This is a genomic window from Mesorhizobium sp. M1348 (assembly GCF_040317925.1).
GTDB lineage: Bacteria > Pseudomonadota > Alphaproteobacteria > Rhizobiales > Rhizobiaceae > Mesorhizobium.
This window is the reverse complement of the sequence record NZ_JAMYLH010000020.1, coordinates 1-22,010: the sequence shown is the minus strand read 5'-3', so window position 1 is coordinate 22,010 and position 22,010 is coordinate 1. Positions and strand designations below refer to the sequence as shown.

22 protein-coding genes and 2 pseudogenes are annotated in these 22,010 nt (G+C 60.7%); 11 read left to right on the top strand and 13 right to left on the bottom strand.

Annotated features, from left to right (window positions below):
* Positions 1–45 precede the first annotated feature (45 nt).
* From NKH13_RS25750 to NKH13_RS25735, 3 genes are all read left to right on the top strand, one after another.
* Complete coding sequence (locus NKH13_RS25750; protein ID WP_352915299.1) at positions 46–426, top strand: tautomerase family protein; 381 nt, start codon at positions 46–48, stop codon at positions 424–426.
* Between the two features lie 111 nt (positions 427–537).
* Positions 538–1,434: an alpha/beta hydrolase family protein gene (locus NKH13_RS25745; RefSeq protein ID WP_352915296.1), complete on the top strand. Its 897-nt coding sequence runs from the start codon at positions 538–540 to the stop codon at positions 1,432–1,434.
* A gap of 659 nt (positions 1,435–2,093) precedes the next feature.
* Complete coding sequence (locus tag NKH13_RS25735; protein ID WP_352915293.1) at positions 2,094–2,423, top strand: hypothetical protein; 330 nt, start codon at positions 2,094–2,096, stop codon at positions 2,421–2,423.
* A gap of 56 nt (positions 2,424–2,479) precedes the next feature.
* Here the strand turns inward: NKH13_RS25735 and NKH13_RS25730 are convergent, their stop codons facing one another.
* From NKH13_RS25730 to NKH13_RS25720, 3 genes are all read right to left on the bottom strand, one after another.
* Complete coding sequence (locus tag NKH13_RS25730; RefSeq protein WP_352915291.1) at positions 2,480–2,725, bottom strand: hypothetical protein; 246 nt, start codon at positions 2,723–2,725, stop codon at positions 2,480–2,482.
* Positions 2,726–2,931: 206 nt separating this feature from the next.
* Positions 2,932–3,174, bottom strand: a complete 243-nt coding sequence (locus tag NKH13_RS25725; RefSeq protein WP_502914584.1) for an EamA family transporter — start codon at positions 3,172–3,174, stop codon at positions 2,932–2,934.
* A gap of 1 nt (position 3,175) precedes the next feature.
* Complete coding sequence (locus NKH13_RS25720) at positions 3,176–3,769, bottom strand: hypothetical protein (RefSeq protein ID WP_352915285.1); 594 nt, start codon at positions 3,767–3,769, stop codon at positions 3,176–3,178.
* Between the two features lie 213 nt (positions 3,770–3,982).
* On the opposite strand from NKH13_RS25720, the gene NKH13_RS25715 reads away from it, so the two are divergent.
* Positions 3,983–4,582, top strand: a complete 600-nt coding sequence (locus tag NKH13_RS25715) for a helix-turn-helix domain-containing protein (protein WP_352915283.1) — start codon at positions 3,983–3,985, stop codon at positions 4,580–4,582.
* A gap of 299 nt (positions 4,583–4,881) precedes the next feature.
* Here NKH13_RS25715 and NKH13_RS25710 read toward each other — a convergent pair whose 3' ends face one another.
* The 3 genes from NKH13_RS25710 to pdxR form a co-directional block, all read right to left on the bottom strand.
* Positions 4,882–5,832: a PDR/VanB family oxidoreductase gene (locus NKH13_RS25710; protein ID WP_352915280.1), complete on the bottom strand. Its 951-nt coding sequence runs from the start codon at positions 5,830–5,832 to the stop codon at positions 4,882–4,884.
* A 6-nt stretch (positions 5,833–5,838) separates the two neighbouring features.
* Positions 5,839–6,330 (bottom strand): MOSC domain-containing protein, encoded by a 492-nt coding sequence (locus NKH13_RS25705; RefSeq protein WP_352915279.1) that lies wholly within the window; start codon positions 6,328–6,330, stop codon positions 5,839–5,841.
* Positions 6,331–6,489: 159 nt separating this feature from the next.
* Positions 6,490–7,986 carry a MocR-like pyridoxine biosynthesis transcription factor PdxR gene (gene pdxR / locus NKH13_RS25700; RefSeq protein WP_502914583.1) on the bottom strand — a complete coding sequence of 499 codons (1,497 nt, stop codon included), beginning with the start codon at positions 7,984–7,986 and terminating at the stop codon, positions 6,490–6,492.
* An 83-nt stretch (positions 7,987–8,069) separates the two neighbouring features.
* Between pdxR and NKH13_RS25695 the strand changes: the two genes are divergently transcribed.
* From NKH13_RS25695 to NKH13_RS25675, 5 genes and pseudogenes are all read left to right on the top strand, one after another.
* Positions 8,070–9,302 carry a trans-sulfuration enzyme family protein gene (locus tag NKH13_RS25695; protein WP_352915276.1) on the top strand — a complete coding sequence of 411 codons (1,233 nt, stop codon included), beginning with the start codon at positions 8,070–8,072 and terminating at the stop codon, positions 9,300–9,302.
* Between the two features lie 51 nt (positions 9,303–9,353).
* Positions 9,354–10,256: a dihydrodipicolinate synthase family protein gene (locus NKH13_RS25690; RefSeq protein ID WP_352915273.1), complete on the top strand. Its 903-nt coding sequence runs from the start codon at positions 9,354–9,356 to the stop codon at positions 10,254–10,256.
* Between the two features lie 33 nt (positions 10,257–10,289).
* A complete protein-coding gene (locus NKH13_RS25685; protein WP_352915270.1) occupies positions 10,290–10,943 on the top strand; it encodes an FMN-binding negative transcriptional regulator in 654 nt (217 codons plus the stop codon).
* A gap of 395 nt (positions 10,944–11,338) precedes the next feature.
* Positions 11,339–11,974: an FMN-binding negative transcriptional regulator gene (locus tag NKH13_RS25680; protein ID WP_352689102.1), complete on the top strand. Its 636-nt coding sequence runs from the start codon at positions 11,339–11,341 to the stop codon at positions 11,972–11,974.
* A gap of 61 nt (positions 11,975–12,035) precedes the next feature.
* Positions 12,036–12,718, top strand: a pseudogene (locus NKH13_RS25675) (IS6 family transposase).
* A gap of 218 nt (positions 12,719–12,936) precedes the next feature.
* On the opposite strand, the gene NKH13_RS25670 reads toward NKH13_RS25675, so the two are convergent.
* From NKH13_RS25670 to NKH13_RS25640, 7 genes are all read right to left on the bottom strand, one after another.
* Positions 12,937–13,959, bottom strand: coding sequence for a transketolase family protein (locus NKH13_RS25670; RefSeq protein ID WP_502909983.1), 1,023 nt, complete (start codon positions 13,957–13,959; stop codon positions 12,937–12,939).
* Complete coding sequence (locus NKH13_RS25665; RefSeq protein ID WP_352915407.1) at positions 13,956–14,795, bottom strand: transketolase; 840 nt, start codon at positions 14,793–14,795, stop codon at positions 13,956–13,958. Before NKH13_RS25665 ends, NKH13_RS25670 begins: the two co-directional genes overlap by 4 nt.
* Before the next feature lie 19 nt (positions 14,796–14,814).
* Positions 14,815–15,567, bottom strand: coding sequence for an SDR family NAD(P)-dependent oxidoreductase (locus NKH13_RS25660; RefSeq protein WP_352915268.1), 753 nt, complete (start codon positions 15,565–15,567; stop codon positions 14,815–14,817).
* Positions 15,568–15,602: 35 nt separating this feature from the next.
* Positions 15,603–16,496 (bottom strand): amidohydrolase family protein, encoded by an 894-nt coding sequence (locus NKH13_RS25655; RefSeq protein ID WP_352915265.1) that lies wholly within the window; start codon positions 16,494–16,496, stop codon positions 15,603–15,605.
* Between the two features lie 64 nt (positions 16,497–16,560).
* Positions 16,561–17,523, bottom strand: coding sequence for a substrate-binding domain-containing protein (locus NKH13_RS25650; RefSeq protein ID WP_352915264.1), 963 nt, complete (start codon positions 17,521–17,523; stop codon positions 16,561–16,563).
* A gap of 22 nt (positions 17,524–17,545) precedes the next feature.
* On the bottom strand, positions 17,546–18,550 hold the full coding sequence (locus NKH13_RS25645) for an ABC transporter permease (protein ID WP_352915261.1): 1,005 nt from the start codon (positions 18,548–18,550) through the stop codon (positions 17,546–17,548).
* Entirely contained in the window at positions 18,547–19,944 is a 1,398-nt protein-coding gene (locus NKH13_RS25640) for an ATP-binding cassette domain-containing protein (RefSeq protein ID WP_352915260.1), read from the bottom strand. Before NKH13_RS25640 ends, NKH13_RS25645 begins: the two co-directional genes overlap by 4 nt.
* 261 nt (positions 19,945–20,205) lie before the next feature.
* On the opposite strand from NKH13_RS25640, the gene NKH13_RS25635 reads away from it, so the two are divergent.
* Both NKH13_RS25635 and groEL read left to right on the top strand, forming a co-directional pair.
* A complete protein-coding gene (locus NKH13_RS25635) occupies positions 20,206–21,156 on the top strand; it encodes a LysR substrate-binding domain-containing protein (protein ID WP_352915257.1) in 951 nt (316 codons plus the stop codon).
* A gap of 115 nt (positions 21,157–21,271) precedes the next feature.
* Positions 21,272–22,010 (top strand): annotated as a pseudogene (groEL, locus tag NKH13_RS25630) (chaperonin GroEL); the annotation flags it as partial.

Here is a 22,010-nt window from a genome sequence, read left to right as displayed (position 1 = left end):
GCTGCCGTTCCCTAAGCCCCTTCCCACTATCGTAGAGGACGGACAATGCCGCTGACCAAAATCAACTTGCTGAAAGGCAGATCGTCAGGCGAGCGTGACAGGCTACTCGACTGCATCCATGAGGCGGTGGTCAAGGCTTTCAATGTTCCGACTGCAGATCGTTACCGGGTTCTCTATGAGCACGAGCCAACCCATGTCCGCGTCGAAGACACCGGCCTCGGTATAACCCGGAGTGACAATCTTATTGTCATCGAAGTGATCTCTCGGCCCCGAACTACTGACGACAAACAGGCCTTCTATCGCTTTGTAACTGCCGGACTTTCGGAGACGTGCGGGATTGACCCCGCTAACGTGGTCATCAGCCTGGTCGAAAATGCCGACGCGGATTGGTCCTTCGGACAGTTCATCACCGGCGAACTTCAATAAGATTCGCGCCCCTTCCGGCAAGCGCACACACCGACCCGCCCTCTGTTTTTAGAACGATAGTGGGCGGCAAGTACGACCCTTGTTTAGTAGATCATTATCATGGAGGATAAAATGAAGCAGCTCTATCAGACCATTGCCGTGTCGCTCGGCATATTGGCAACGGCATACGTATTCCCGGCAGACGCCAAGGAGACCATCGTCAAGGTCCAAGTCGAGGGACAGACAATCGTGGGCACGCTGGTCACACCAGATGATGTGGCGAAACCTCCCGTCGTCCTGATGCTTCACGGTTTCACCGGCAGCCGCAACGAATGGAGTTCGGAGGCGGTGAAGGAAGGCCTGTTTGGGCGTGCTGCACCCGTGCTCGCGAAAAGTGGTATCGCATCGCTACGAATCGATTTTCGCGGTAGCGGCGAGAGTACCGGCAAATTCGAAGACATGACTGTCGAATCCGAGGTAGCGGACGCACAGGCGGCGCTCGATTTCCTATCGACCAATGACAGCATCGATGGCAAGCGGATTTCAGTGATGGGAATGAGTCTGGGCGGTGCGGTCACGACAGCGGTCGCCGGCCGGACGAAAACTCCCTTAAAGTCCGTCGTGCTCTGGAACCCCGGCATCAATCTTCCGGCAGCGTTTATTTCCATATTTGGCGAGAAGCAAATGGCGGAAGCTGTGACAGCGGGCGACAAAGTCTATCCGGCCAAGCGCGTCGGCGATGGGAAGGAAATCCGCTTGAAAGGCCGCTTCTTCGAGAGCCTATACGCAGTGCAGCCTGCCGGCGAAATCTCGCGCTACAAGGGGCCGCTGTTCCTGGCGGTCGGAACGCGCGATAGCATCGTGTTTCCCCAACCCGTGCTCGCCAAGTCACTGCTGTCTTATCACGACGGTCCGGAAGAACTGTGGGCGGAACCCGTTGATCATGGTTTCGGCGTTGAACAAAGTGCCAAGACGGTGGACAAGCTGATCTCAGCGACGGTCACCTTCCTGAAGTCCAACGGCGAATAATCTGCGCCTCAAACGGCGCTTGTTCGGCCGCCAATTCCGCCGGAATTGGCGGCGGCTGTCCGAACCTGCATCAGCATGTGAGCACCGTCTGGAGACCAGCGCATCTGCTGCTTCGTGACCATGCGTTTGGCGATCACGGAATTGACCGCCGACTCGGCAAGGGTCGTGGCCACTCGAAGTCCGGCTTGGTAGCGCTTTCCGTAATTCGACGTAGGTGAGGAGCTGAGACCCGAGGCTGTGGAGACGCAACATTGAGAGCTCGCCTTCTCTTTGCGAGGCATTCAAGCTTGCCAAGAGCTGCTGCAGGGCGTGGCCCCCCCCCCCCCCGCGACCGTGCCACAGAAGCCACTTCACAGCTCTGATGTCCCTGCCGATGGTCGGAAGCGTTTCAGCGAGACCAGACTGGGATCGGATCACGTGATCAGCGATCTGCTGCATGGGCTGGATCTTCATGGCGATGTGCGTCCGAGATCACGGTGACGTCCCCAAAGCCGCGATACCCCTCTTCCCCAAGAGCGTGGAGCGCTCGATCACGTATCAGGTTGGTCAGTGTTGGCGGTGACAAAATAGCAACCTCCGACTTGGCCCCGACCTCCGCGACCGCATCTGGCCACGACGAGCTCGAAGTTTCGCGCTGAATTGGGATCGGCGCTGCGAACGTGCGCCGTATCGATGCTGATGACGAACTCTTTGCGTCGATCGCCAGGAAGCTGCATTTCGAGCTGATGTCGTTCCTCCATCTTCATTCTCGCGCGCCAGGTTTCCTCAGTGATCTGGTCATCGAGCCGCTCGCCGACTTTGATGGTCCGCTTTCGCACGGTCGCATGCGTCTCGGTCGGTTCGATGGCAGGAATTCGGCGAGCACGCTGGCGGCCTGCCGGTACGGCATCATGCTTCCCAGTCGCGCCGTCAGTTCCATCAGATCGGACGTTGCCCGATCCGGACAGATTTCCTTCAGCGGCGCGAACGCGGCTACCATTCCTGGGTGACATCCCTGGCACAGCATCCAACGTGGATTGCGAACCTCCACAGTACCAAAGACCGTTCAAATTCGGCGCATCGTGTAGTTCTTGACCAGCCGAAACGCGTGGCAATCGGGGCAGCCCCGGCGAAAATGCGCATAGGTCTCCGCCTCGTGGTTCACGGCCGCGCTCTGCAGGGCCGTCATGATTTTCTTGCCCTCCTCGATCGACAGGCCGATATCACCGTCGAGCAAGCGCTCGTCGCTTTTCTCAATCCGAACTTCTCGGCGACAGACATCGCCAAGCGCGCTTTTGCCCTCGTCGTCCACTCCATCACGTCACTTTCTCCGCAACAAAAGCGATGGTGATGGACCCGCCGGTGCTAACAATTCGTGGCCAACCCCGGAGAAGTTAGCGGTCTCCACTCGATCTCTCTACCGGAGCAAGCAGACCGTCTGATGGCGGCCCTCGGCAAGGATCGACAGGTCCAGCGGCATGTGTATTGCTTGACTCTCGAACTGCGTGGAGCCCCTCCTTAACTGGATTTGAGAAGGAGGACCGCGGGAATGGCCATAAGCAGCCCGATGCCTTGTGGTATCGATGGTCGCTCGCGCAGAACGGCGACGGCCAACAGAATGGTAGCGACCGGATAGAGTGAGGCGACGGCGGCGGTCTCGGCCAAGCCTCCCGTGGCAAATGCAAGCATCAGCAGCACGTTCGCAGTTCCATCGAGAAGGCCGGCGCAAACAGAGACACCCAGGCTACGTGGTTGCAACACCTCACTTCTTCCGCGTTTCAAGGCCACAGCTGTAACCAGTACAAAGGCTGTTGCACGAACAAGCAGGACTCCCCAGATGCCCCCCCGCCGCGTCTACTCTATCAAGGCCGATGTAGAACAAGGCCAAGCCAAACCCAGCACCGATAGCAACAGTAATGACCGATCGGTTCCGGATGCTCTCGTACAAGCCACCACTCAACCCCGATAGAAGAGCCGAGCTGAGGCCGGCAGCCCCCAGTCCAAGAAACAGATATCCGGTGACCGCTTTGCCGGTCAGAATGTCTACGACAGTCGGGACAGCAATCGCGACGACGGCGGTGATCGGCGCGACCTGGGTCATCTGTCCCTCGGCCAGCGCGCGATAGAGAAGCGAGACACCGACCGCAAAACCTGCGCCAGCCGTCAAACACCAGGCCAGCGGTAGCGTAGCGGGGGGCCTGCCCTCGAAGCATGCCGCAACGACCAACACCAGCAGGCCCGCTGCCAGCGCCACCAACACGACCCGGCGCCAATCCGAACCGCGCGCCGCGACACCGCCAAGAAAATCTCCGGCGCCAAAAGCTGCTGCAGCCAAGCTTGCGGCCGTGACACTCATATGCTGCACCCAATGGGCAGAATGGGTTTCGATGGTCGATGTGCATCTGCCGCCCTTACGGTCTGAGATGCATTTGGCTGCAAAACAATTGCTGTGTCGGCGGTCAGGAGGGGCATCTTCATCAATCCTTGAGCAGATGAGATGGCATGGTTGAACTGCCCCACACCGGTCACTATACTGACCGTAGTCGAATCGTCAGGAGAGGTCAATATAATGACCGCAAACGCGGCAGCCATAGCGAGCGAAAGAGAGTTGGGAACAGCGCTCTCGTCCAAAGTGCAGCATCTGCGGCGACTGAAGAATATGAGTCTTGATGCACTTGCAAAGCGCGCGGGCCTATCGAAGGGCACTGTCGTGGCCATTGAGCAGGGAAAGGCAAATCCGAGCATCGGAGTCCTGTGTCGACTGGCTCTCGCGTTCTCTTTGTCCGTCACGGACTTGTTGAGTGAGCCTTCGCAAGACATCACAGACGATCCGATCGAACGGACCAATCCAGCAACGCTTTGGAAAACGCCGCAAGGGAGCGAGGCGAAACTCGTGGCATCAACCTCAGGCCGAACGATGTTCGAGATGTGGTCATGGACCATTGCGCCCGGCGATGTCCATTGGTCGGACGCCCACAGCCGCGGCGCTCGCGAACTTGTTTCGGTCTTACGGGGAAGCCTCAAGGTCACTGTCGGCTCGGACACCATGATCTTACAAGCCGGCGAAGCTGCGCGGCTCCTCACCGATCAGCCGCATTCGTATGCGGCTGCCGACGATCATGCCGTTGCATTTTCTATGGCTGTGCTCGAACGCAGCGAGGAAACTTGACCTACCAGCACGAAGGCCTTCGGGATAATGGCTGCCTTGCACGGCTACTCAGCTGGCACCCTCATCCGGCAACCGCCAAGGAAGCGCCTTCAGACATCGGATCTGGATGTCGGCACTGACAGCCTGGGCGGCATGCACGATGGCATCGAGGCCGTGGGGCGGTAGAGGTCTGAGATTGGGCCGGTCTGGCCGAAATGCTCGACCCGAAGCGCCTTGACGCTCGATCTCGTCCAGATATGCAAGTTTCGGCGCCATCGAACTCCCCGAAAATCAGCGGCCGGACCGAGCATCCCGGGTCGTCAAAGATCGAGCTTCAGCACGCCGCTCGCGCGTGACACGCAAGGGATGAAGCGGTGGCCGCGTGCGTCTTTGGACAGAACGGAATCCCGATGAATTGGCTGTCCACTAGACATCCCGCACTCGCAGGTCCCGCAAACCCCGTTTTCGCATGAGGCCAGCAAGGGCACACCGGCCGCGCGCAGGGCCGCGAGCGCCGTGGTCTGCGCCGAAACCTCGACCATCCTGCCCTCACGCAGTTCTATGACGAATGGTTCCGGTGGTGCGCCATCAAATTCGGGAGGCTGGAAAGTTTCGAAATGAACAGTACCCTCGGGCCAGTGTTCGGCCGCGCGCCCCACGGCGGCCATGAATCCGGGCGGTCCGCAATAGTAAACCTGTGCCTCGGCCGAACGGTTCGCCAGCAGCGCGGCGATGTCCTGCCGGGTCTGAGGCTCGTCGTCGAAATGGAGCCGCACATTGCCGCCAGGAAGATCGCTCCCGATCGCCGCCAAGAGTGGCGTGAGCGCCCGGCTGCGGGTGAAATAGTGCAACTCGAAGGGCTTGGCCTGCCGGGTGAGCGCGCGCGCCATGGCCAGAATCGGGGTGATCCCGATCCCCCCTGCCAGCAGCAAAGTCGGCCCCTCGCCTGGCTTGAGCGCAAAATGGTTGCGTGGCGCGGAGACAGGCAGTGTGGAGCCGACGGCAATGGTTTCGTGGATCCACGCCGAGCCGCCACGGCCGTCATTCTCGCGCTTCACCGCGATGGTGTAGCGGCCAAGCTCGGTCGGGTCGCCGCAAAGTGAATACTGACGCACCTTCCCTTCAGGCAGATGGACGTCGACGTGAGAACCCGCTTCGAACGCCGGCAGCACAGGTTTGCGTGGGTGTGTCAGGTCGATGACCAGCACGTCGCCCGGCTCCTTGCGGACGGCGGTCACGGTCAGCTTCATGATAATACGCGGCGAGGCCATGGCGTTTCACTCGTCGATGGGCAAGATCAGATCACCGGGGCGGATCACGCCCCCGACCTCGATTGTGCAGTTCAGGCCGGAGCGGTTCAGAAGCCCCTCGTAGAGACCCGGAAGCCCGAGCAACTCCTCGATATACTTGCACGGCACATTCATCCGGGCGGCCCTGAGGATCGTTTCCCCGACCCGGAAGCGTTTGCCGACAAGATGCCTAAGCGGAACGCCTCGTGTCGTCAGATTGCGCCGGTGATCTTCGGGTGCGAGCTTGGCCTTGAAGCCCGGAATCCTGGGTTCGCCCTGCGCGATGGCGTCCAGGACTTCGGCTTCGATCAGCGTCACTTCGCGAACGTCGGGACGCGCCGAATAGGTCCCCGTCCCCAGGTAGTAGCGGTCTCCGACAATGCCTTGGCCGGCAATAAGCTGCGCCTGCGCCAGCTCCTCCATTTCATAGGAGGCGGCAGGCGCGATATGGATATGAAGCAGCTTTCCTCGCCAGGTCATCATCGCTCTCGGAAGTTCGTCTCGTGGAAACCTGCTGCAAAACTGGCCTGATCAACAGCGCCAGTTGCATGGCATTTTCCCGGTCCAGTTGGCTGTTTGGAAAGAAATACGGGGGCCCCTCGGACCGTTTTCAGCGCCAGCTTTCGACGTCCCCCCGTCTCAGTTGTTCCGCACCGGCATCGCGTCTTGCAACTGCTTGACAACCTCGCGCAGGACCTCAACGCCCTTCCCGATCTGCCGAATGCTCAAGGCGGCATAGCCCATGACAAGTCCGACGCGATCGGTGCGGCCTTCGTCCGATGGCCGTTCGTAGAGCGGCGAGATCAGGTGTAGCCCCAGGCCAGCGTCGCGGGCGGATTCGACCAAGGCCGTTTCCCGCGATCGTGGCAGGTCATTGAACCAAACCGCGACGTGCAGTCCCGCATCTGCTCCCTGGACAGTGATGCGATCCCCGAAGCTGTGCTGCAAGGCACCCAACAACGTTTCCCGACGCTCGCCGTTCAGCCTGCGCACACGGCGCACATGGCTTTCGTAGCCGCCGCTCTCGATCAACGATGCCAGCGCTTCCTGTTCAGCGACCGGCGAATGCCGGTCTGCGAATTGTTTGGCGGTTGCGAAGACCTCCTGCAATTCGGGCGGGACGACGAGGTAGCCGATGCGCAGCATCGGCGAGAGCGTTTTGGAGATCGTGCCGAGGTAGATGACAGCCCCGTGGTCCTCGAGACTGTGCAGCGGAGGGACCGGATTGATGTCGTAGCGATATTCGCTGTCGTAGTCGTCCTCGATCACATAGGCATTGTTGTGCCGCGCCCATTCCACAAGCTGATGGCGGCGCGCGATCGGCATGACGCCGCCCAGCGGAAACTGATGCGATGGCGTCACATAAGCCAGTCGTGCCCCGATCCCCGCCAGCAACTCGGTCCTCATCCCGTCTTCGTCGACGATGACCGGGATGGGTGAGGCACCCGTACTGGCAAAGACCTGACGCGCCATCCTGTAGCACGGATCCTCGATGACGAAACGGTCGGCGGGATCGAGAAGTAGGCGCGCGCACAGATCAAGGCCCTGCTGCGAACCGTTCACAACTATGATCTGTTCGAGGTCGCAGCTCAGGGTCCGGGCGCGCCAGAGATAGCCCTGAAGCGCCTGGCGAAGCCGGCGCGAGCCGCGAGGATCGTCATAGGCAAGACGCAGCGGGCGCTGCCCCATCGCCTCGTTCATCGCGCGTTTCCAGACCAGTGAAGGGAAATCCGACGGCGCCAGGTCGCCATAGCGGAAATCGACCTTCAGCCCAGTCGGCAGATAATCTGGCCAGGGTGACGTCGCGCGCAGCCGCTCGCCATATGCGGACAGGTGGATCGGGCCGACCCGTTGCGCGTGAGTGCGGCCCGTCTCATGGCCAATCAACGAAGACGCAACGCGAGGTCGTGCGCCTTGACGGACTTCGATGAAACCTTCCGCAGCCAACTGCTCGTAGGCGACCGTGACCGTGGTTCGCGAAACGCCGAGATCGTTTGCCAGGGCCCGGGAGGATGGCAGCTGACTGCCGGTTTCGTAGACGCCGCCGAGGATTTGCTCGCGAAGGGCCTCGTATATCTGGCGTGCACCCAACGCGGGCGAGCGCGCTGAGGAACCGGCACTAGAAGACTGGACCATCTCTTTCATCGCCAACTGGATATTTCACATTAGCCAGTTTGCCGTCAATCTTTTTCGAAACCAAGAAAGATCTCAGAGGCCGAATGACCCGCTCCCATCAATCCGAAACCGATGCTCCAACGGGGTCGCTCAACCACACCGGTCCCGGATTTGCCACCCGGGCGATCCATCATGGCTACGATCCGGCCGGCTTTTCCAATGCCGTCCAGCCGCCAGTGTTCCTGACCTCAACCTATGGCTTCGAAAGCGTGGCAGCAAACGAGGCCGCCGCCGCCCTTGGCGGACGGCTCTATGCGCGCGAATACAATCCGACGACGGAGATCCTCGAGCGACGGCTCGCCAATCTGGAAGGAGCCGAGGCAGGTTTGGTCGTTGCCTCGGGGATGGCGGCCTTCGGCACGCTGATCCTGTCGCTCCTGTCCCAAGGCGATGAACTCATCGTCCACAAGACACTTTATGCGAACACGCTTGCCATGGTCGAACAAGCGGTCCCCCGCTTCGGCATCAAGGTTGTCGCGGTCGATCTGTCCGATCCCCAAAATCTCGATGCCGCGATCACCGAGCGGACGCGGCTGGTTTTCTTCGAGACGCCGGTGAATCCGCTGAGCCGCATCCTCGACATCGCGGCAATTGCCGAGCGCGCTCACGAGCGCGGTGTAAGGGTTGCAGTCGACAGCACCTTCGCCTCGCCCGCGCTCCAGCGACCGCTTGAGCACGGGGCGAACATCGTGCTCCACTCGCTGACCAAGTACATCAATGGTCATGGCGATGCCCTTGGCGGGGCGCTTCTCGGCGACGCGCAAACACTCCGCACGCTGCATGAAACCGGCCTGCGCTACATCACCGGCGCAGCGCTCTCGCCCATGTCAGCTTTCCTGATCCTGCGCGGTCTGAAGACGCTGACGCTGCGTATGGAACGGCACAGCGCCACGGCCCTTGCGGTGGCTCGGGCGCTGGAAGCGCACCCGGCGGTGGCATTTGTGAGTTATCCCTTCCTCGACTCGCACCCTGATCAGGTGACGGCGCGAAAACAGATGTCCAACGGATCGGGCATGTTGGCCCTTGGCCTCCACGCTGGATACGAAGGAGCGCGCCGGATGATGGACCGGCTCAACCTGATCACTCGCGCCGTCAGCCTCGGCGACGCCGACAGCCTTATCTATCATCCAGCAAGCCTCACCCGTGCTCGGCAGCCGATCCGCAAGGATGCGCATCTGGCCGATGGAGTGGGCGAGGACCTCATGCGTCTCTCGGTGGGTCTTGAAGACGCCGATGACCTTATCGCAGACCTGCGGCGGGGTCTGGACGGCTTGTGATGACCTTCGTGTGGCCACCCTTGCGCTCACGCATGAACCTGGAGCCTTGCCATGGCATTCCTGAGCGGTCTTTCCGCGTTCCCCATCACGCCGAGCAATCGTGACGGCCGTGTCGATACCGTTGCCCTGCGCAGGCTGATTGCTCGGCTTGGCGCCGCTCAGGTGGATTCCATCGGTCTTCTCGGCAGCACCGGTACATACATCTATCTGTCGCGCGAGCAACGGCGGCGGGCGCTCGCCGAGACCTTGGACGAAACCGCGGGGCGAATGCCGGTCGTGGTGGGTGTAGGCGCGTTGCGCACCGATGAGGCCGTGAGGCTCGCGCAAGACGCCAAGGCCCTTGGAGCTGCCGCGGGGCTGCTTGCCGCCGCCTCCTACACCCCGCTTACCGATGACGAGGTGTTCGAACATTTCTCCACTGTAGCGCGCGAAAGTGGCCTGCCGATCGTGGTCTACGACAATCCAGGAACGACGCATTTTCATTTCAGCCCGGCCCTTGTCAGCCGCCTGGCAAAGGTGGGTGGGATTGTCGCCATCAAAAATCCAACAGACAAGAGCGATGCGATCAAGAACCACCTGGCCGAACAGAGGCGCACGCTGCCGGAAGGGTTCTCGATTGGCTACAGCGGCGACTGGAACGCTGCCGAGGCCATGATCGCCGGCGCCGACACATGGTACAGCGTCCTCGCGGGCATCTTGCCCGAGGTCTGCATGAAGATCGTCACGGCGGCGCAGCACGGCGATGCGGCCGAAGCGCGACGGATAGATGCCGCGCTAGCCCCGCTCTGGAGCCTCTTCAAGGAGTTCTCAAGTCTTCGCGTCGTCTATGCACTTGCCGATTTGCTCGACATTTGCAGTGCCGAACCCCCGCGTCCCATCCTGCCTCTGCCCGCGCCAGCTAAGCGCCGGGTCGCCGCAGCACTGGAACGCTTGGCATCCGATGCCCGCCGGTAAACACCAACCCGGCGGCCCGTGAAAGGAATTGTCATGTATGTACCCGCACATTTCGATGAACCGAGCCGAGAAGTCCTTTACCAACTGATCGAGAACAACGCGCTTGGCGTGCTGATAACCCATGGCCAGAGCGGGCTCGACGCCAATCACATCCCCTTCGAACTGGACGCGTCACAGGGAGAAAACGGCACCCTGCGCTGCCACGTCGCCCGCAACAATCCAGTTTGGCAGGATGTGGCGACCGGCGATGAGGTGCTCGTGGTTTTCCGTGCCGGCGACGCCTACATCTCACCGCAGTGGTATCCGAGCAAGCAGGAGTTCCACAAGCAGGTCCCGACCTGGAATTACATTGTCGCACATGCATATGGGCGTATTACAATCCACGACGACGAACGCTATGTCCGCCGCAATGTCGCCAAACTGACTCACAGGCACGAGGCGACCCAAGCTGTCCCGTGGAAAATGGGGGACGCACCCAGGGACTTTATCGACACGATGGTCAAGGCAATCGTGGGTTTCGAGATCGAGATCACCCGCCTTGTCGGCAAGGCCAAGCTCAGTCAGAACAAGGAACTGCGCGACATCCGTAGCGCTGGTGAGATGGTCAACGCGCAAGGGGATCATCCGATTGGTCAGGCGATGCTGGCCGCCGCAGATCGGAAGTCACAAGGGAGCCGACAAACATGAGAATTACCGCGGATTGCGGCGGTCGGGGCGGCTAAGTGGTTGTCAAGCTATCTGGGGAGAGCAGCTCAAATCGATACCGTGAAAAGCCAGCAAAACTTGGGATTCCTAGACGACTTTGCGCGACAGAACCAACGGATTTCTGAGGCATGTCGTTCACTCAACACCTAGGGCCGGATCTCGTCGACTCACGCCCGAGTGGTTATTAGCTTGGCGCTTACCTATCCAGGTGCAGTGTAGAAAAACGTCAAGGTTATCTGACGGTCATTTCCTGCAACGCCAAAGCGGGCGCGGAAAATCTTCGCCTGAAGCAATAGACAGGCAAGGAACGACTCATTGATGAAGCTCCCGACGAACCGAAGCCTTGAATTTATGCCATCTGATACAAAGGACGCACCGTGTATATACCAACGCACTTTGACGAACCGAAAGTCGGCATCCTTCATAAACTGATTAATAGTCATCCTCTCGGCATTCTATTCACAGTTGGAAAAAGCGGTATGGACGCAAATCACATCCCCTTTCTCCTTGATCCCGAGCAAGGATCCTTGGGAACGCTTCATGCCCATGTCGCACGATCGAACCCCATCTGGCAGGACGTCGTTGACAACGATGAGGTGCTTGTCGTGTTCCGAGCCGCGGATGCCTACATCTCGCCAACCTGGTATCCAAGCAAGCACGAGACGCAACGGCAGGTTCCTACATGGAATTACATGGTCGCTCATGCCTTCGGGAAGGTAGTTATCCACGATGATGAGCGCTATGTACGCGGTATGGTAGCGCGCTTGACGCGCATTCACGAAGCATCCCAAGAAGTGCCGTGGAAAATGACCCATGCTCCGCGAAACTATATCGATGCGTTGATAAAGGATATCGTCGGATTGGAGATTGAAATCACGAAGCTCATTGGCAAATCAAAACTTGGACAGGACGAAAGCGCTCGGGATATGCGTGGTGCGGGAACTCGTCTCAGAGCCCAAGGCGATGTTTTGGTTGGTGATGCCATGATTGATCGCGCGGAGAGCGATAAATAGGGTGTTGTCACGTAAACCCTGCGTCAGCATTTGCGGCATAGGGACGGCGGCATGATGATGCCTGCCCATCAGCTACAAGCGCCATCGTTTCCCGCCGCAGATCATCGCCCAGCGGTCTGGCTCTACTACCGGTTCCCCTTGAGCCTGCGTCTGGTCGAGGAAATGCTGCTGGAGCGCGGCATCGTGGTCTCCTACGAAACGATCCGCCGCTGGGGCAAGAAGTTCGGGCCCGATTATGCTCGCCGCTTGCGCCGCAAGCAGCCGAGCCGCGGTGACATCTGGCACCTGGATGAAGTCGCCATCACATTGCTGGCCGAAAACACTGGCTATGGCGCGCCGTCGATCAGGACGGCTATATCCTCGACGAGATCGTCCAGAACCGCCGCAACGCCAAGGCGGCCAAGCGATTGCTGACGCGCCTATTGAAGAAACAGGGTGTCGCGCCGAAGCGCATGATCACTGACAAGCTGCGCTCGTATGGAGCGGCAGGTGATGCCGGACGTCGAGCACCGGTCACACAAAGGATTGAACAACCGCGCCGAGAATTCCCATGTGCCGCTGCGAAAACGAGAGCGGGTGATGCAAGGCTTCCGATCGCCAGGACGCCTGCAGTATTTCGTCTCGATCTTCTCGGCTCTGCGCAACCTCTTCGTTCCACCTCGCTCAAAACGCTCCGCTCTCACCACACATATTCACCGCCTGCAGGCCATGGCGGAGTGGGAAGCCGTGACCGTGATCAGCTGACAACAGCGCCGCAGGTCTCAGCGCGTGCATAGCCAGACAACGTGACATCCCCCCTGCGGGCGTTCACGTTCCGCTCAGCGCGCCGCCACGATCCCCTTGCGGCGATTTCGCTGCTGAAACGGCTCTATGCCGAGAAGCGGCGGACCCTTCCGGATACCGTCAGCCTGTCAAAGGTTCAAGTAGATGGCTCAACTGTTGCATGGGACAGCTCTTACTTCTCATTCGCTCCAGGTGCGGACGCGGCGCACGAGCTCGGACGTTGAGATCCCGTAGCGATCATGAAGCGTCGGCAGCGCGCCAGCGTCGAGGAACTCATCGGGCAGGGCGATCTGGCGAAAGACTGGGGTCACTCTCTCGCGCATCAGTAGCGCGGCAACGCCTTCGCCAAGGCCACCAATGATGGTGTGGTTCTCCGCCACCACCACCAGCCGTCCCGAACGGCGCGCGGCGGCAAGTATCGTCTCCTTGTCCAGAGGCTTGATCGTCGGAACGTGCAGAACGGCGCAGCCGATCCTGTCGGCTTCCAGCGCCTTCGCGGCCTCCAGCGCGCGCATGGTCATCAGGCCGCTGGAAATGAACAGTACGTCCGCACCCTCGCGCAGCATTCGCGCCTTGCCGATTTCAAATGTATAGTCGTATCCGTCGAGCACGACAGGAACCTTACCGCGCAAAAGCCGCATGTAGACCGGTCCGTTGTAGTCCGCGATCGCCTCGGTAGCCTGTTCGATGTCGAGCGCGTCGCAAGGGTCGATGATCGTCAGGTTCGGCATGCCGCGGAAGATCGCGATGTCCTCGGTCGCCTGGTGGCTGGGGCCATAACCGGTCGTCAGCCCCGGTAAGGCGCAGACGACCTTCACATTGAGTTTCTCCTCGGCTATCGCCATGCAGATGAAATCGTAGGCACGTCGCGATGCGAAGACGGCGTAGGTCGTGGCGAAGGGCGTAAAACCCTCCCGCGCCAGGCCGGCGGCGGCGCTCATCAGCACCTGCTCCGCCATGCCCATCTGATAGAAGCGGTCCGGATGCTCCTGTGCGAAGATATGGAGATCGGTGTATTTCGCGAGGTCTGCCGTCAGGCCAACTATTCCGGGCCGCTGATGCGCCAGTCTGGCCAGTGTGTGCCCGAACGGCGCGTTGCGCGTCGGAACGCCATCGGGCGCGATCGACGCGATCATCGCCGATGTGGTCTTGCGCTCACCGGCATTGGCGGCGTGGCGCGGTGCGAACTTTGACAACCTCACTGCGGACGTCCCTTTTCCAAAGCTTCGAGCGCCAGCGTCCATTCGTGCGGTTCGACGCGGATGAAATGCGTGATGTCGCGGGTTTCCAGGAACGGCACGCCCTTCGCCATACGGGTATCGCAGACAATGACGCGCGGGCGAGGTTCCTTAAGTTCGCGTGCCTGGTCGAAGGCCACCCGTACCGCTTCGAGGTCGTTGCCGTCGACGCGCTGTGCGTACCATCCGAACGCCTCGAACTTGTCGGTTACCGGCTCGGAGGAAAGCATGGCCGTCGATGGACCATCGGCCTGCTGGTTGTTGAAGTCGACGATCGCAATGAGATTGTCGAGCCTATGGTGCGCGGCCGACATCGTGGCTTCCCAGGTCGAGCCCTCGCCGAGCTCGCCGTCGGACAAAAGATTGTAGACGAAACTGTCGCTCTGCTTGCGTTTCAGTCCCAGGCACATGCCGACGGCAATGCCAAGGCCATGACCGAGCGAGCCGCCGGTGATCTCCATGCCGGGCGTGTATGCCGCCATGCCGGACATCGGCATGCGGCTATCGTCGCTGCCATAGGTCTCGAGTTCTTCCTCCGGAAGAACGCCCGCTTCGATCAGCGCCGCGTAAAGCGCAATCGCATAGTGTCCGATCGATAGCAGGAAGCGATCGCGTCCCTCCCACAACGTGTCCTCCGGCCGGTAACGAAGAGCATGGAAATAGGCGACGGCAAGCACGTCGGCGACACCCAGCGCCTGTCCGACATAACCTTGGCCCTGGACTTGACCCATCCGCACTGCATGTCGCCGGATACGATAGGCTCGTTCGGCGAGGCTGACATTGCTGCCGGCGCGCGGCATCTCAAGATCCGTTGTCCCCTCAGCCATGGATCAGCATCCCGCCGTTGACGTCGATCACGGCGCCGGTGATGTAGCTGGCCAGATCGGACGCCAGAAAGAGATAGGCGCCCGCCACGTCGCGGGCATCGCCCAGCCGGCTGAGCGGGATACCCTTGATGATATCGGTGCGCATGGCGTCGGTCAGTTTGCCGCCGGTGATGTCGGTCTGGATCAGGCCAGGCGTAACGCAGTTGACGCGGATGCCGTCAGGCCCGAATTCGCGTGCCATGGCCTTGGCAAGCCCGAGCACGCCTGCCTTGGCAGCCGAATAGTGCGGGCCACCGAAGATGCCGCCGCCGCGTTGCGCGGAAACCGACGACATGCAGATGATCGAGCCGCCGCCATTTTCGCGCATATGCGGGATGAACGCCTGGCTGAGATAGAGGACGCCGCGCAGATTGACATCGAGGATGCGGTCCCAGTCGGCCGGGCCGATGTCCAGTGTCTTTACCGGCTGCGTGATCCCGGCAATGTTGCAGAGCACGTCGACCTTGCCGAAGGCTTCAGTCACTTCCGCAGCAGCCTTCTTGCAGGCATCGAGGTCGGCGACATTGCAGGCGAGGCCAATGTGCTCGGCGCCGAGCGACACGGCTGCGTTGCGGGCTTGCTCCTCATCGAGGTCGAGTATTGCAACGCGTGCCCCGTGCTCCGCCATCAGCGTTGCGGTGGAGCGGCCAATTCCCCGAGGGCTGGCTGCACCCGAAATAACCACGGCCTTGCCCTTCAGCAACATCTCGAACTCTCCTGCTATTTCTCTTTGCCGATGATCTAGAGTCGGTAGAACCGGGCGGCGTTGTCATGGAACAACGCGAGCCGCTCCTCGTGCGGGTAGGCGATCGTGATTTCCTTGAAGGCGTTCACGATGGCGTCGAAGCTCGAGAACAGCTTGTCGACCGGGAAGTTCGTCGCGAACATCGAGCGGCCGACGCCGAAGGCTGCGATCGCTTCCTCGACATAGGGACGGATCGTCGCCACGGTCCATTTCCAGTCGCCCATGCCCAGGCCCGATATCTTGCACGCGACATTCGGCGCTTGCGCCAACTGGTGCATGCCTTTTTTCCAGGCGCCAAAATGCTCGGGGCCGTCGACCTGCATGCCGGTGTGGTTGAGAATGATCTGGACGTCGGGAAAGTCGCGCGCGAGCTCGAGGAACTCGCCCATTTGTGGGTGGTAGAGCTGCAGGTCGAAACTCAGCCGGCGTTTCGCCAGTTCGCCAAACCCCCGTCGCCATTGTGGCGTCCGGCTCACTTCCGGTCGCGCCTGATAGGTCTTGGCCGGGTCGGGATGGTAATTCATCGACTGCCGGATACCCCTGAAGTTCGCATACTCCATGTGCCGGTCGAGAAGGTCGCCCACATCGGGTTTGGAGAGGTCGGCATAGCCGACGATGCCGTGGGGGAAGCCCCGTTTGTTCGCGATCTCTTGCAGCCAGCGGGTTTCCCCGACCGGATCGCTGGGATCAAACCCCACATCCAGATGCACGGATTTCACCAGGTTCTGGTTCCTGGCGTCTTCCAGGTAGTCGTCGAGAAGGTAGCTTTTGCGGATCGCCTCGTAGTCGCCGAAGGCCGACGGCTTAACCCCGTCGGTTAGCCACGGATAGTAATTGGCCTCCAGGTCCCACAGATGATGGTGCGGATCGATAAACGGCAGCTCGGCCACGGTCGGTATTCCTCGCTCGGGGTCTGGACCCGCCGGCCTGGCCGGCGGGTCCATTAGGTGGCGGTCAGTTGCTGGGCGGGAACACGCGAGCGATGACCTTCTTGGCCTCCGGACTGTCGACCTTGTCGGCAGTCACGAGAGGCATGACCAAGGCCATGTCCTGGGTCACCGGCGCGCCCGTCAGCGCATTGTAGACCTGCTGGGTGCCGTCGATGCCCTGGCCCACCGCCTCCTGGAAGAAGATGCCCTGGATCGCTCCCTTCTTGAGCAGCGCGATCGTGGTTGGCGAGCCGTCGGCGACGGTAATGCCGATCTTGCCGGTCAGCCCCCGGGTCTCGACCACCTTGGCGGCGCCGGTCCCGGCTTCGTCATACATGCCATAGATGGCCTTGACGTCGGGATTGGCGGTCAACAGGTCGTTGGCCTGGGTGACGGCTTCGTTGATGGTTAGGCCGCGGGTCTCCAGCATCTGGACGAAATCGCAGCCGTCGGCGACAAACGCCTCCTTAGCGCCCTTGAGGTACTTCTGCGCATTCTCCCGGTCCTGCGGCAGGGATAGCATGCCAACCTTGTTTCCACCACGCTCCTTGGCGAGCTCGCAGGTGAATTTCCCCTGCGCCTTGCCGGTCTCATAGTTGTTCGCGGTGACCGAGGAGGTATAGTTCGTGAGGCCCGACTGTGGCCCGATGCCGGCAAAGGCGATCGGCACCTTCTGCTTCGCCAGATAGTCGAGCAGCGGCGGTGTCGACGTCGAACTGACGGGCCCGATCACAATGGCCGAGACACCTTTGGTCACGGCTGTCCTGGCATTGTCCATCTGCTTGGCGGGCGAATTCTCCGACGAGTACTCGACATAGTCCATGCCGAGTTCCTTGGCCTTTTCCTTCACGCCGTAGCCGACCCATTGCCAGTATGAGATGTCCAGCGATGGGGCGATATAGGCTACGGTCTTCTTGTCTTCAGCGTATGACGCGTTGGTTAGTGCGGCCGCCGCCAATGTCGCAAGCAGGATTGTCTTCATTTTCATCTTGGTTCCTCCCGTTGATGATCTAGATGCGGTTCTTGTTGCTGAAGCGGTCGATCAGAACCGCGAGCAGGATTGCGGCGCCTGTGACGGAGCCTTGCCAGAAGCTGTTCACGCCGATGAGATTCACGCCGTTCTGGATGCAGGTGATCATCAGAGCGCCCAGCACAGCGCCAATGGCACTGCCTGTTCCGCCAAAGAGGCTGGCCCCGCCGATGACGACGGCGGCAATCGCCTGCAGCATAAGGCTGGCCCCTGCCGTCGCTTCGGCGTTGAGGATGTAGCTGACGGTCAACAGCCCGGCGAAAGAAGCAAGCAGGCTCGATACGACATAGGCCGCGAACTTGATGCGCAGCACCGGGATGCCGAGCAGCCGGGCTGCAACTGCCGACGAGCCGACGGCATAGAACCAGCGTCCCACCACGACCTTGCGCAGGATGTATTCCAGCACGACCATCAGTATAATGCAGAACAGAAGATGGTTGGGTATGCCGGGAATGATTTCGCCCGAATTCAGGAGCCAGAAATCCGGCGCGCCGATCGGCATCGAACGACCATTGGTGACGATGAAGGCCAGGCTGCCCGCCACCGCGTAGGTGATGAGCGTGACGACGAAAGGCGCGAGCCCGACGACCGTGACCAGAAGCCCATTTATCGAACCAAACACAAGACCGACCGCCAGGCCGGCAGCACTCGCGGTCAGTCCATCAGCGCCACTGGCCATCGCCAGCGCAGTCACCATTCCGGTTAGGGAGAAAATTGAGCCGACGGAAAGATCAATGCCGCCCGTGACCACGACCAGCAAAACTCCGAGTGACATGATGATGAGAGGCGCGGCGGCCTGGATGATGTTTTGGACGTTGCCCATGCTGAGTGCGGCGGGCACGAACATGCCGACGGCCAGCAGCAGGACAACGATTGCCCCGGCAATCGCGGCTTCCGTGCGATAGGATAAAAGAACTGCTGGGACGCGGGACCTGGTGACCCGGCCTTTGTCGTTTGTCGTGGCGCCGTTGGTTGCGTCGGTCATGCCGCCATCCCCGTCAGTTCGGCGAGCCCGCCTTCGGTGTAGCGTTCTTCAGGCAGAAATCCCTTTGGCCGCCCATCGGTGTCGAAGGCGAAAATGGCGTCGCAAAGCTCGAGCAGTTCGACGTTCTCGGTCGACCACCAGATGATGATCGCGCCGGCGTCTGCCATCTCCCGGATCAGGGCGTAGATGTCGTGCTTGGTGCCGATGTCGACGCCTCGGGTCGGCTCTTCCAGCACCACCATTTTGAGCGGCAGTCCAAGCCAGCGTGCGACGAGAAGCTTCTGCTGGTTGCCGCCGGACAGCGAAGCCGGCAGATCCCAGATCGAGCCGGCTTTCAACTTCAGCGCCGAAACGAGATCACGACATTCCTGCCTTTCGGCTGCCGCAACGATGCGCCGCTTCTCGCGCACCCTGCGCGCTGCAAGCACGTTGTCGACGATGGGAAGCTGCGAAAGGATGCCCTTGGTAGCTCGGTCGCCTGAGACGAAGCCGATACCAGCGCGCGCCGCTGCCGCTGGAGACGAAAAGCGGTCCGCAAAACCCTCGCCGGAAAGGCGCCAACCGGCTCCGGGTCCCGCGCCGACAAGGGGAGCAATGAGACCGGTCGGACCCACCGGTGCGCCGGCTAGACCCAGGATGGTGCCGGTCGAAAGCGCTATCCGGACGTCGTCTGGACCCAGCAGCTCGATTGGTGCGCCCTGTTGGAGGCCCTTTTGTGGGCTTCGGTGCGTTGCCGGATGCTGCGCCGGTTGTCCCATCTGCTGGACGATCTCGGCGTCGCTAAGCGAGGCAAGGGGCGTTGCATTCGCGATCGTGACGCCATCGCACAAGATCGTGCAGACATCGCATAGCTCGCGGATTTCCCGCATACGGTGCGAAACAAAGACGATGCCCATGCCTTCCTCGCGCACCAACCGCTTCAATACCGAGAAGAGTTTGGCCGTCTCGCCGGCGGTGAGATTGGCCGTGGGCTCGTCAAGGAGCAGCACTTCGGCTCCGGTGGAAAGGGCACGAGCGATCTCGACGATCTGGCCTTCGTGGAGGGACAATTTGCGTGCTGGCAGATCAATGATCTCTTCGCCGATCGCTGGGTCGATCAGGCGCAGGGCATCAAGCGCAATTTCGCGCATGCGGCGACGGCTGATCTGCGACCAGCCCGACCTTGCATGCACAATGCCGATGTTTTCGGCGACCGACAGCTCGGGCAACAGCGCCAGCTCCTGATGCACCACAGCGATGATCGGACTGACGCGGCCGGCCTTGGAGGAGGCAAAGCCAATGTCGCCGGCATCGCGTGAGGTCAGCCCCGTGATGATGCGGATGAGAGTGCTTTTGCCGGCGCCGTTGCCGCCTAGGAGCGCGTGGATTTCGCCGGCCCGAACCTGAAAACTCACCCCCCAAGGACCTGTGTCGCGCCGTAGTTCTTCTCGACATTGGAAGCTTCGATCAGGAGCTTCCTGCTCAATGCCTGTCCAACTCCCGGCACATTGCCGGCACTACCTAAGCTTTGGGCTGAACCCGCTTCCATTCTGCATCTCCTCCCGAGACCACCAGATCATGCGACCGATTGACATTCGGCTCAATTCTCGTTTCTTAACATTCTGTGTAGCTGAGCTTAACTGACTGGATCGATGTCAAATCTCAAGTTCAATTCCATGACCCATTTTGAGGCGGTTGCGCGGCTTGGCGGCGTGGCCAAGGCTGCGCAAGAATTGCGGGTGACACCATCGGCGGTTAGCCAGCAGTTGCGGCTGCTTGAACACCAACTCGGGGTGCGGCTCTTTCAGCGCGAAAAGCGCCATCTCTCCCTGACGATCGACGGCGAACGGCTGTACCAGACCACCACCCAGGCGTTCGAATCTATACGCGAGGTGCGAAACGCCATCGTGCGGCAGCATGAAAGCTCCCAGCTCAGCATTCGCGTCAGTCCTTCTTTTGGCGAGAAGTGGCTGGCGCCTCGATTGGCCGAATTCAGCAAGGACTATCCAAGCTGGAATTTGCGCGTCGACGCCACGCCCAATTTCTCGGACTTCGAAACGGAGGTTATCGATCTGGATCTGCGTTATGGCGACGGCGGCTGGGCCGATCTCTACTCGAACTGCGTCATCAATGACCTGATCCTGCCGATGTGTTCGCCTTCATACCTTGCCGAACTGCGTGCACTTTCGGCCGATCCGCGCGAACAGATTCGCCGTGCGAGACTGATCGACAGCGTGAAGGCCTATTTCCGGTGGGATTATTGGCTGCCGCGCAACGGTATCCTGGGCGCCCGCATGACTTATCCCTATCGCTTCGACCGGTCGTCGATGTCTGTCCAGTTGGCGAAGGATGGGGCGGGCGTGGTCCTGGAAAGCACTTCCATCGCATTCGAGGACCTGGCGTCGGGCTCTCTGGTTCCGGTCTCGACCGAGTTCGAGGTCATCGAGTTTCCGGGATACTGGCTGGTCTGTCCTTCGCGGCATATGAACCGACGCGCGGTTCGCCTGTTTTCTGAATGGGTGTCACGGGTAGGAATACGCGATACTGATCTGGCACGCCGGTTCTTGACCGAGAAGGACCATCGCATATCGTTCGAACGTCGGCCACACTTCGGCGCGTCGACATAGCACTTTGGAAAGGCACGCAGCACAAAGCAGGCTGCTAGGTGTTTGATCCCGAGGAGGCGCTGCTAGTCGATCCGAGAGCAATCGAATTTCAGCCACGACGAAAACCCATCCAGCAGGCAAGATGATCGCGGAAGCGATGCAGAAGGTCGGCAACGAAGGCGTCATCACGGTTGAGGAAGCCAAGACCGCCGAGACCGAACTCGAAGTCGTCGAAGGCATGCAGTTCGACCGTGGCTATCTCTCGCCCTACTTCGTCACCAACGCCGACAAGATGGTTGCCGAGCTCGAGGACGTCTACATCCTCCTGCACGAGAAGAAGCTCTCCAACCTGCAGGCGATGCTGCCGGTTCTCGAAGCCGTCGTGCAGACCTCGAAGCCGCTGCTCATCATCTCGGAAGACGTCGAAGGCGAGGCTCTGGCCACGCTGGTCGTCAACAAGCTGCGTGGCGGCCTGAAGATCGCCGCCGTCAAGGCGCCGGGCTTCGGTGATCGCCGCAAGGCCATGCTGGAAGACATCGCCATCCTCACCGGTGGCCAGGTCATCTCGGAAGATCTCGGCATCAAGCTCGAGAACGTCGGCCTCAACATGCTCGGCCGCGCCAAGAAGGTGTCGATCTCCAAGGAGAACACCACCATCGTCGACGGCGCCGGCACTAAGGCCGAGATCCAGGGCCGCGTTGCCCAGATCAAGCAGCAGATCGAAGAGACCACGTCGGATTACGACAAGGAGAAGCTGCAGGAACGTCTCGCGAAGCTGGCGGGCGGTGTTGCGGTGATCCGCGTCGGCGGTGCGACGGAAGTCGAAGTCAAGGAAAAGAAGGACCGCGTCGACGACGCCCTCAACGCGACCCGCG

Excerpts from the sequence above, each read along its gene's own strand:
- NKH13_RS25750 (WP_352915299.1), top strand. The coding sequence starts at position 46 with ATGCCGCTGACCAAAATCAACTTGCTGAAAGGCAGATCGTCAGGCGAG.
- NKH13_RS25745 (WP_352915296.1), top strand. The coding sequence starts at position 538 with ATGAAGCAGCTCTATCAGACCATTGCCGTGTCGCTCGGCATATTGGCA.
- NKH13_RS25720 (WP_352915285.1), bottom strand. The coding sequence starts at position 3,769 with ATGAGTGTCACGGCCGCAAGCTTGGCTGCAGCAGCTTTTGGCGCCGGA.
- NKH13_RS25715 (WP_352915283.1), top strand. The coding sequence starts at position 3,983 with ATGACCGCAAACGCGGCAGCCATAGCGAGCGAAAGAGAGTTGGGAACA.
- NKH13_RS25710 (WP_352915280.1), bottom strand. The coding sequence starts at position 5,832 with ATGGCCTCGCCGCGTATTATCATGAAGCTGACCGTGACCGCCGTCCGC.
- NKH13_RS25705 (WP_352915279.1), bottom strand. The coding sequence starts at position 6,330 with ATGACCTGGCGAGGAAAGCTGCTTCATATCCATATCGCGCCTGCCGCC.
- pdxR (WP_502914583.1), bottom strand. The coding sequence starts at position 7,986 with ATGGTCCAGTCTTCTAGTGCCGGTTCCTCAGCGCGCTCGCCCGCGTTG.
- NKH13_RS25695 (WP_352915276.1), top strand. The coding sequence starts at position 8,070 with ATGACCCGCTCCCATCAATCCGAAACCGATGCTCCAACGGGGTCGCTC.
- NKH13_RS25690 (WP_352915273.1), top strand. The coding sequence starts at position 9,354 with ATGGCATTCCTGAGCGGTCTTTCCGCGTTCCCCATCACGCCGAGCAAT.
- NKH13_RS25685 (WP_352915270.1), top strand. The coding sequence starts at position 10,290 with ATGTATGTACCCGCACATTTCGATGAACCGAGCCGAGAAGTCCTTTAC.
- NKH13_RS25665 (WP_352915407.1), bottom strand. The coding sequence starts at position 14,795 with ATGCCGCGCGCCGGCAGCAATGTCAGCCTCGCCGAACGAGCCTATCGT.
- NKH13_RS25660 (WP_352915268.1), bottom strand. The coding sequence starts at position 15,567 with ATGTTGCTGAAGGGCAAGGCCGTGGTTATTTCGGGTGCAGCCAGCCCT.
- NKH13_RS25650 (WP_352915264.1), bottom strand. The coding sequence starts at position 17,523 with ATGAAAATGAAGACAATCCTGCTTGCGACATTGGCGGCGGCCGCACTA.
- NKH13_RS25645 (WP_352915261.1), bottom strand. The coding sequence starts at position 18,550 with ATGACCGACGCAACCAACGGCGCCACGACAAACGACAAAGGCCGGGTC.
- NKH13_RS25635 (WP_352915257.1), top strand. The coding sequence starts at position 20,206 with ATGACCCATTTTGAGGCGGTTGCGCGGCTTGGCGGCGTGGCCAAGGCT.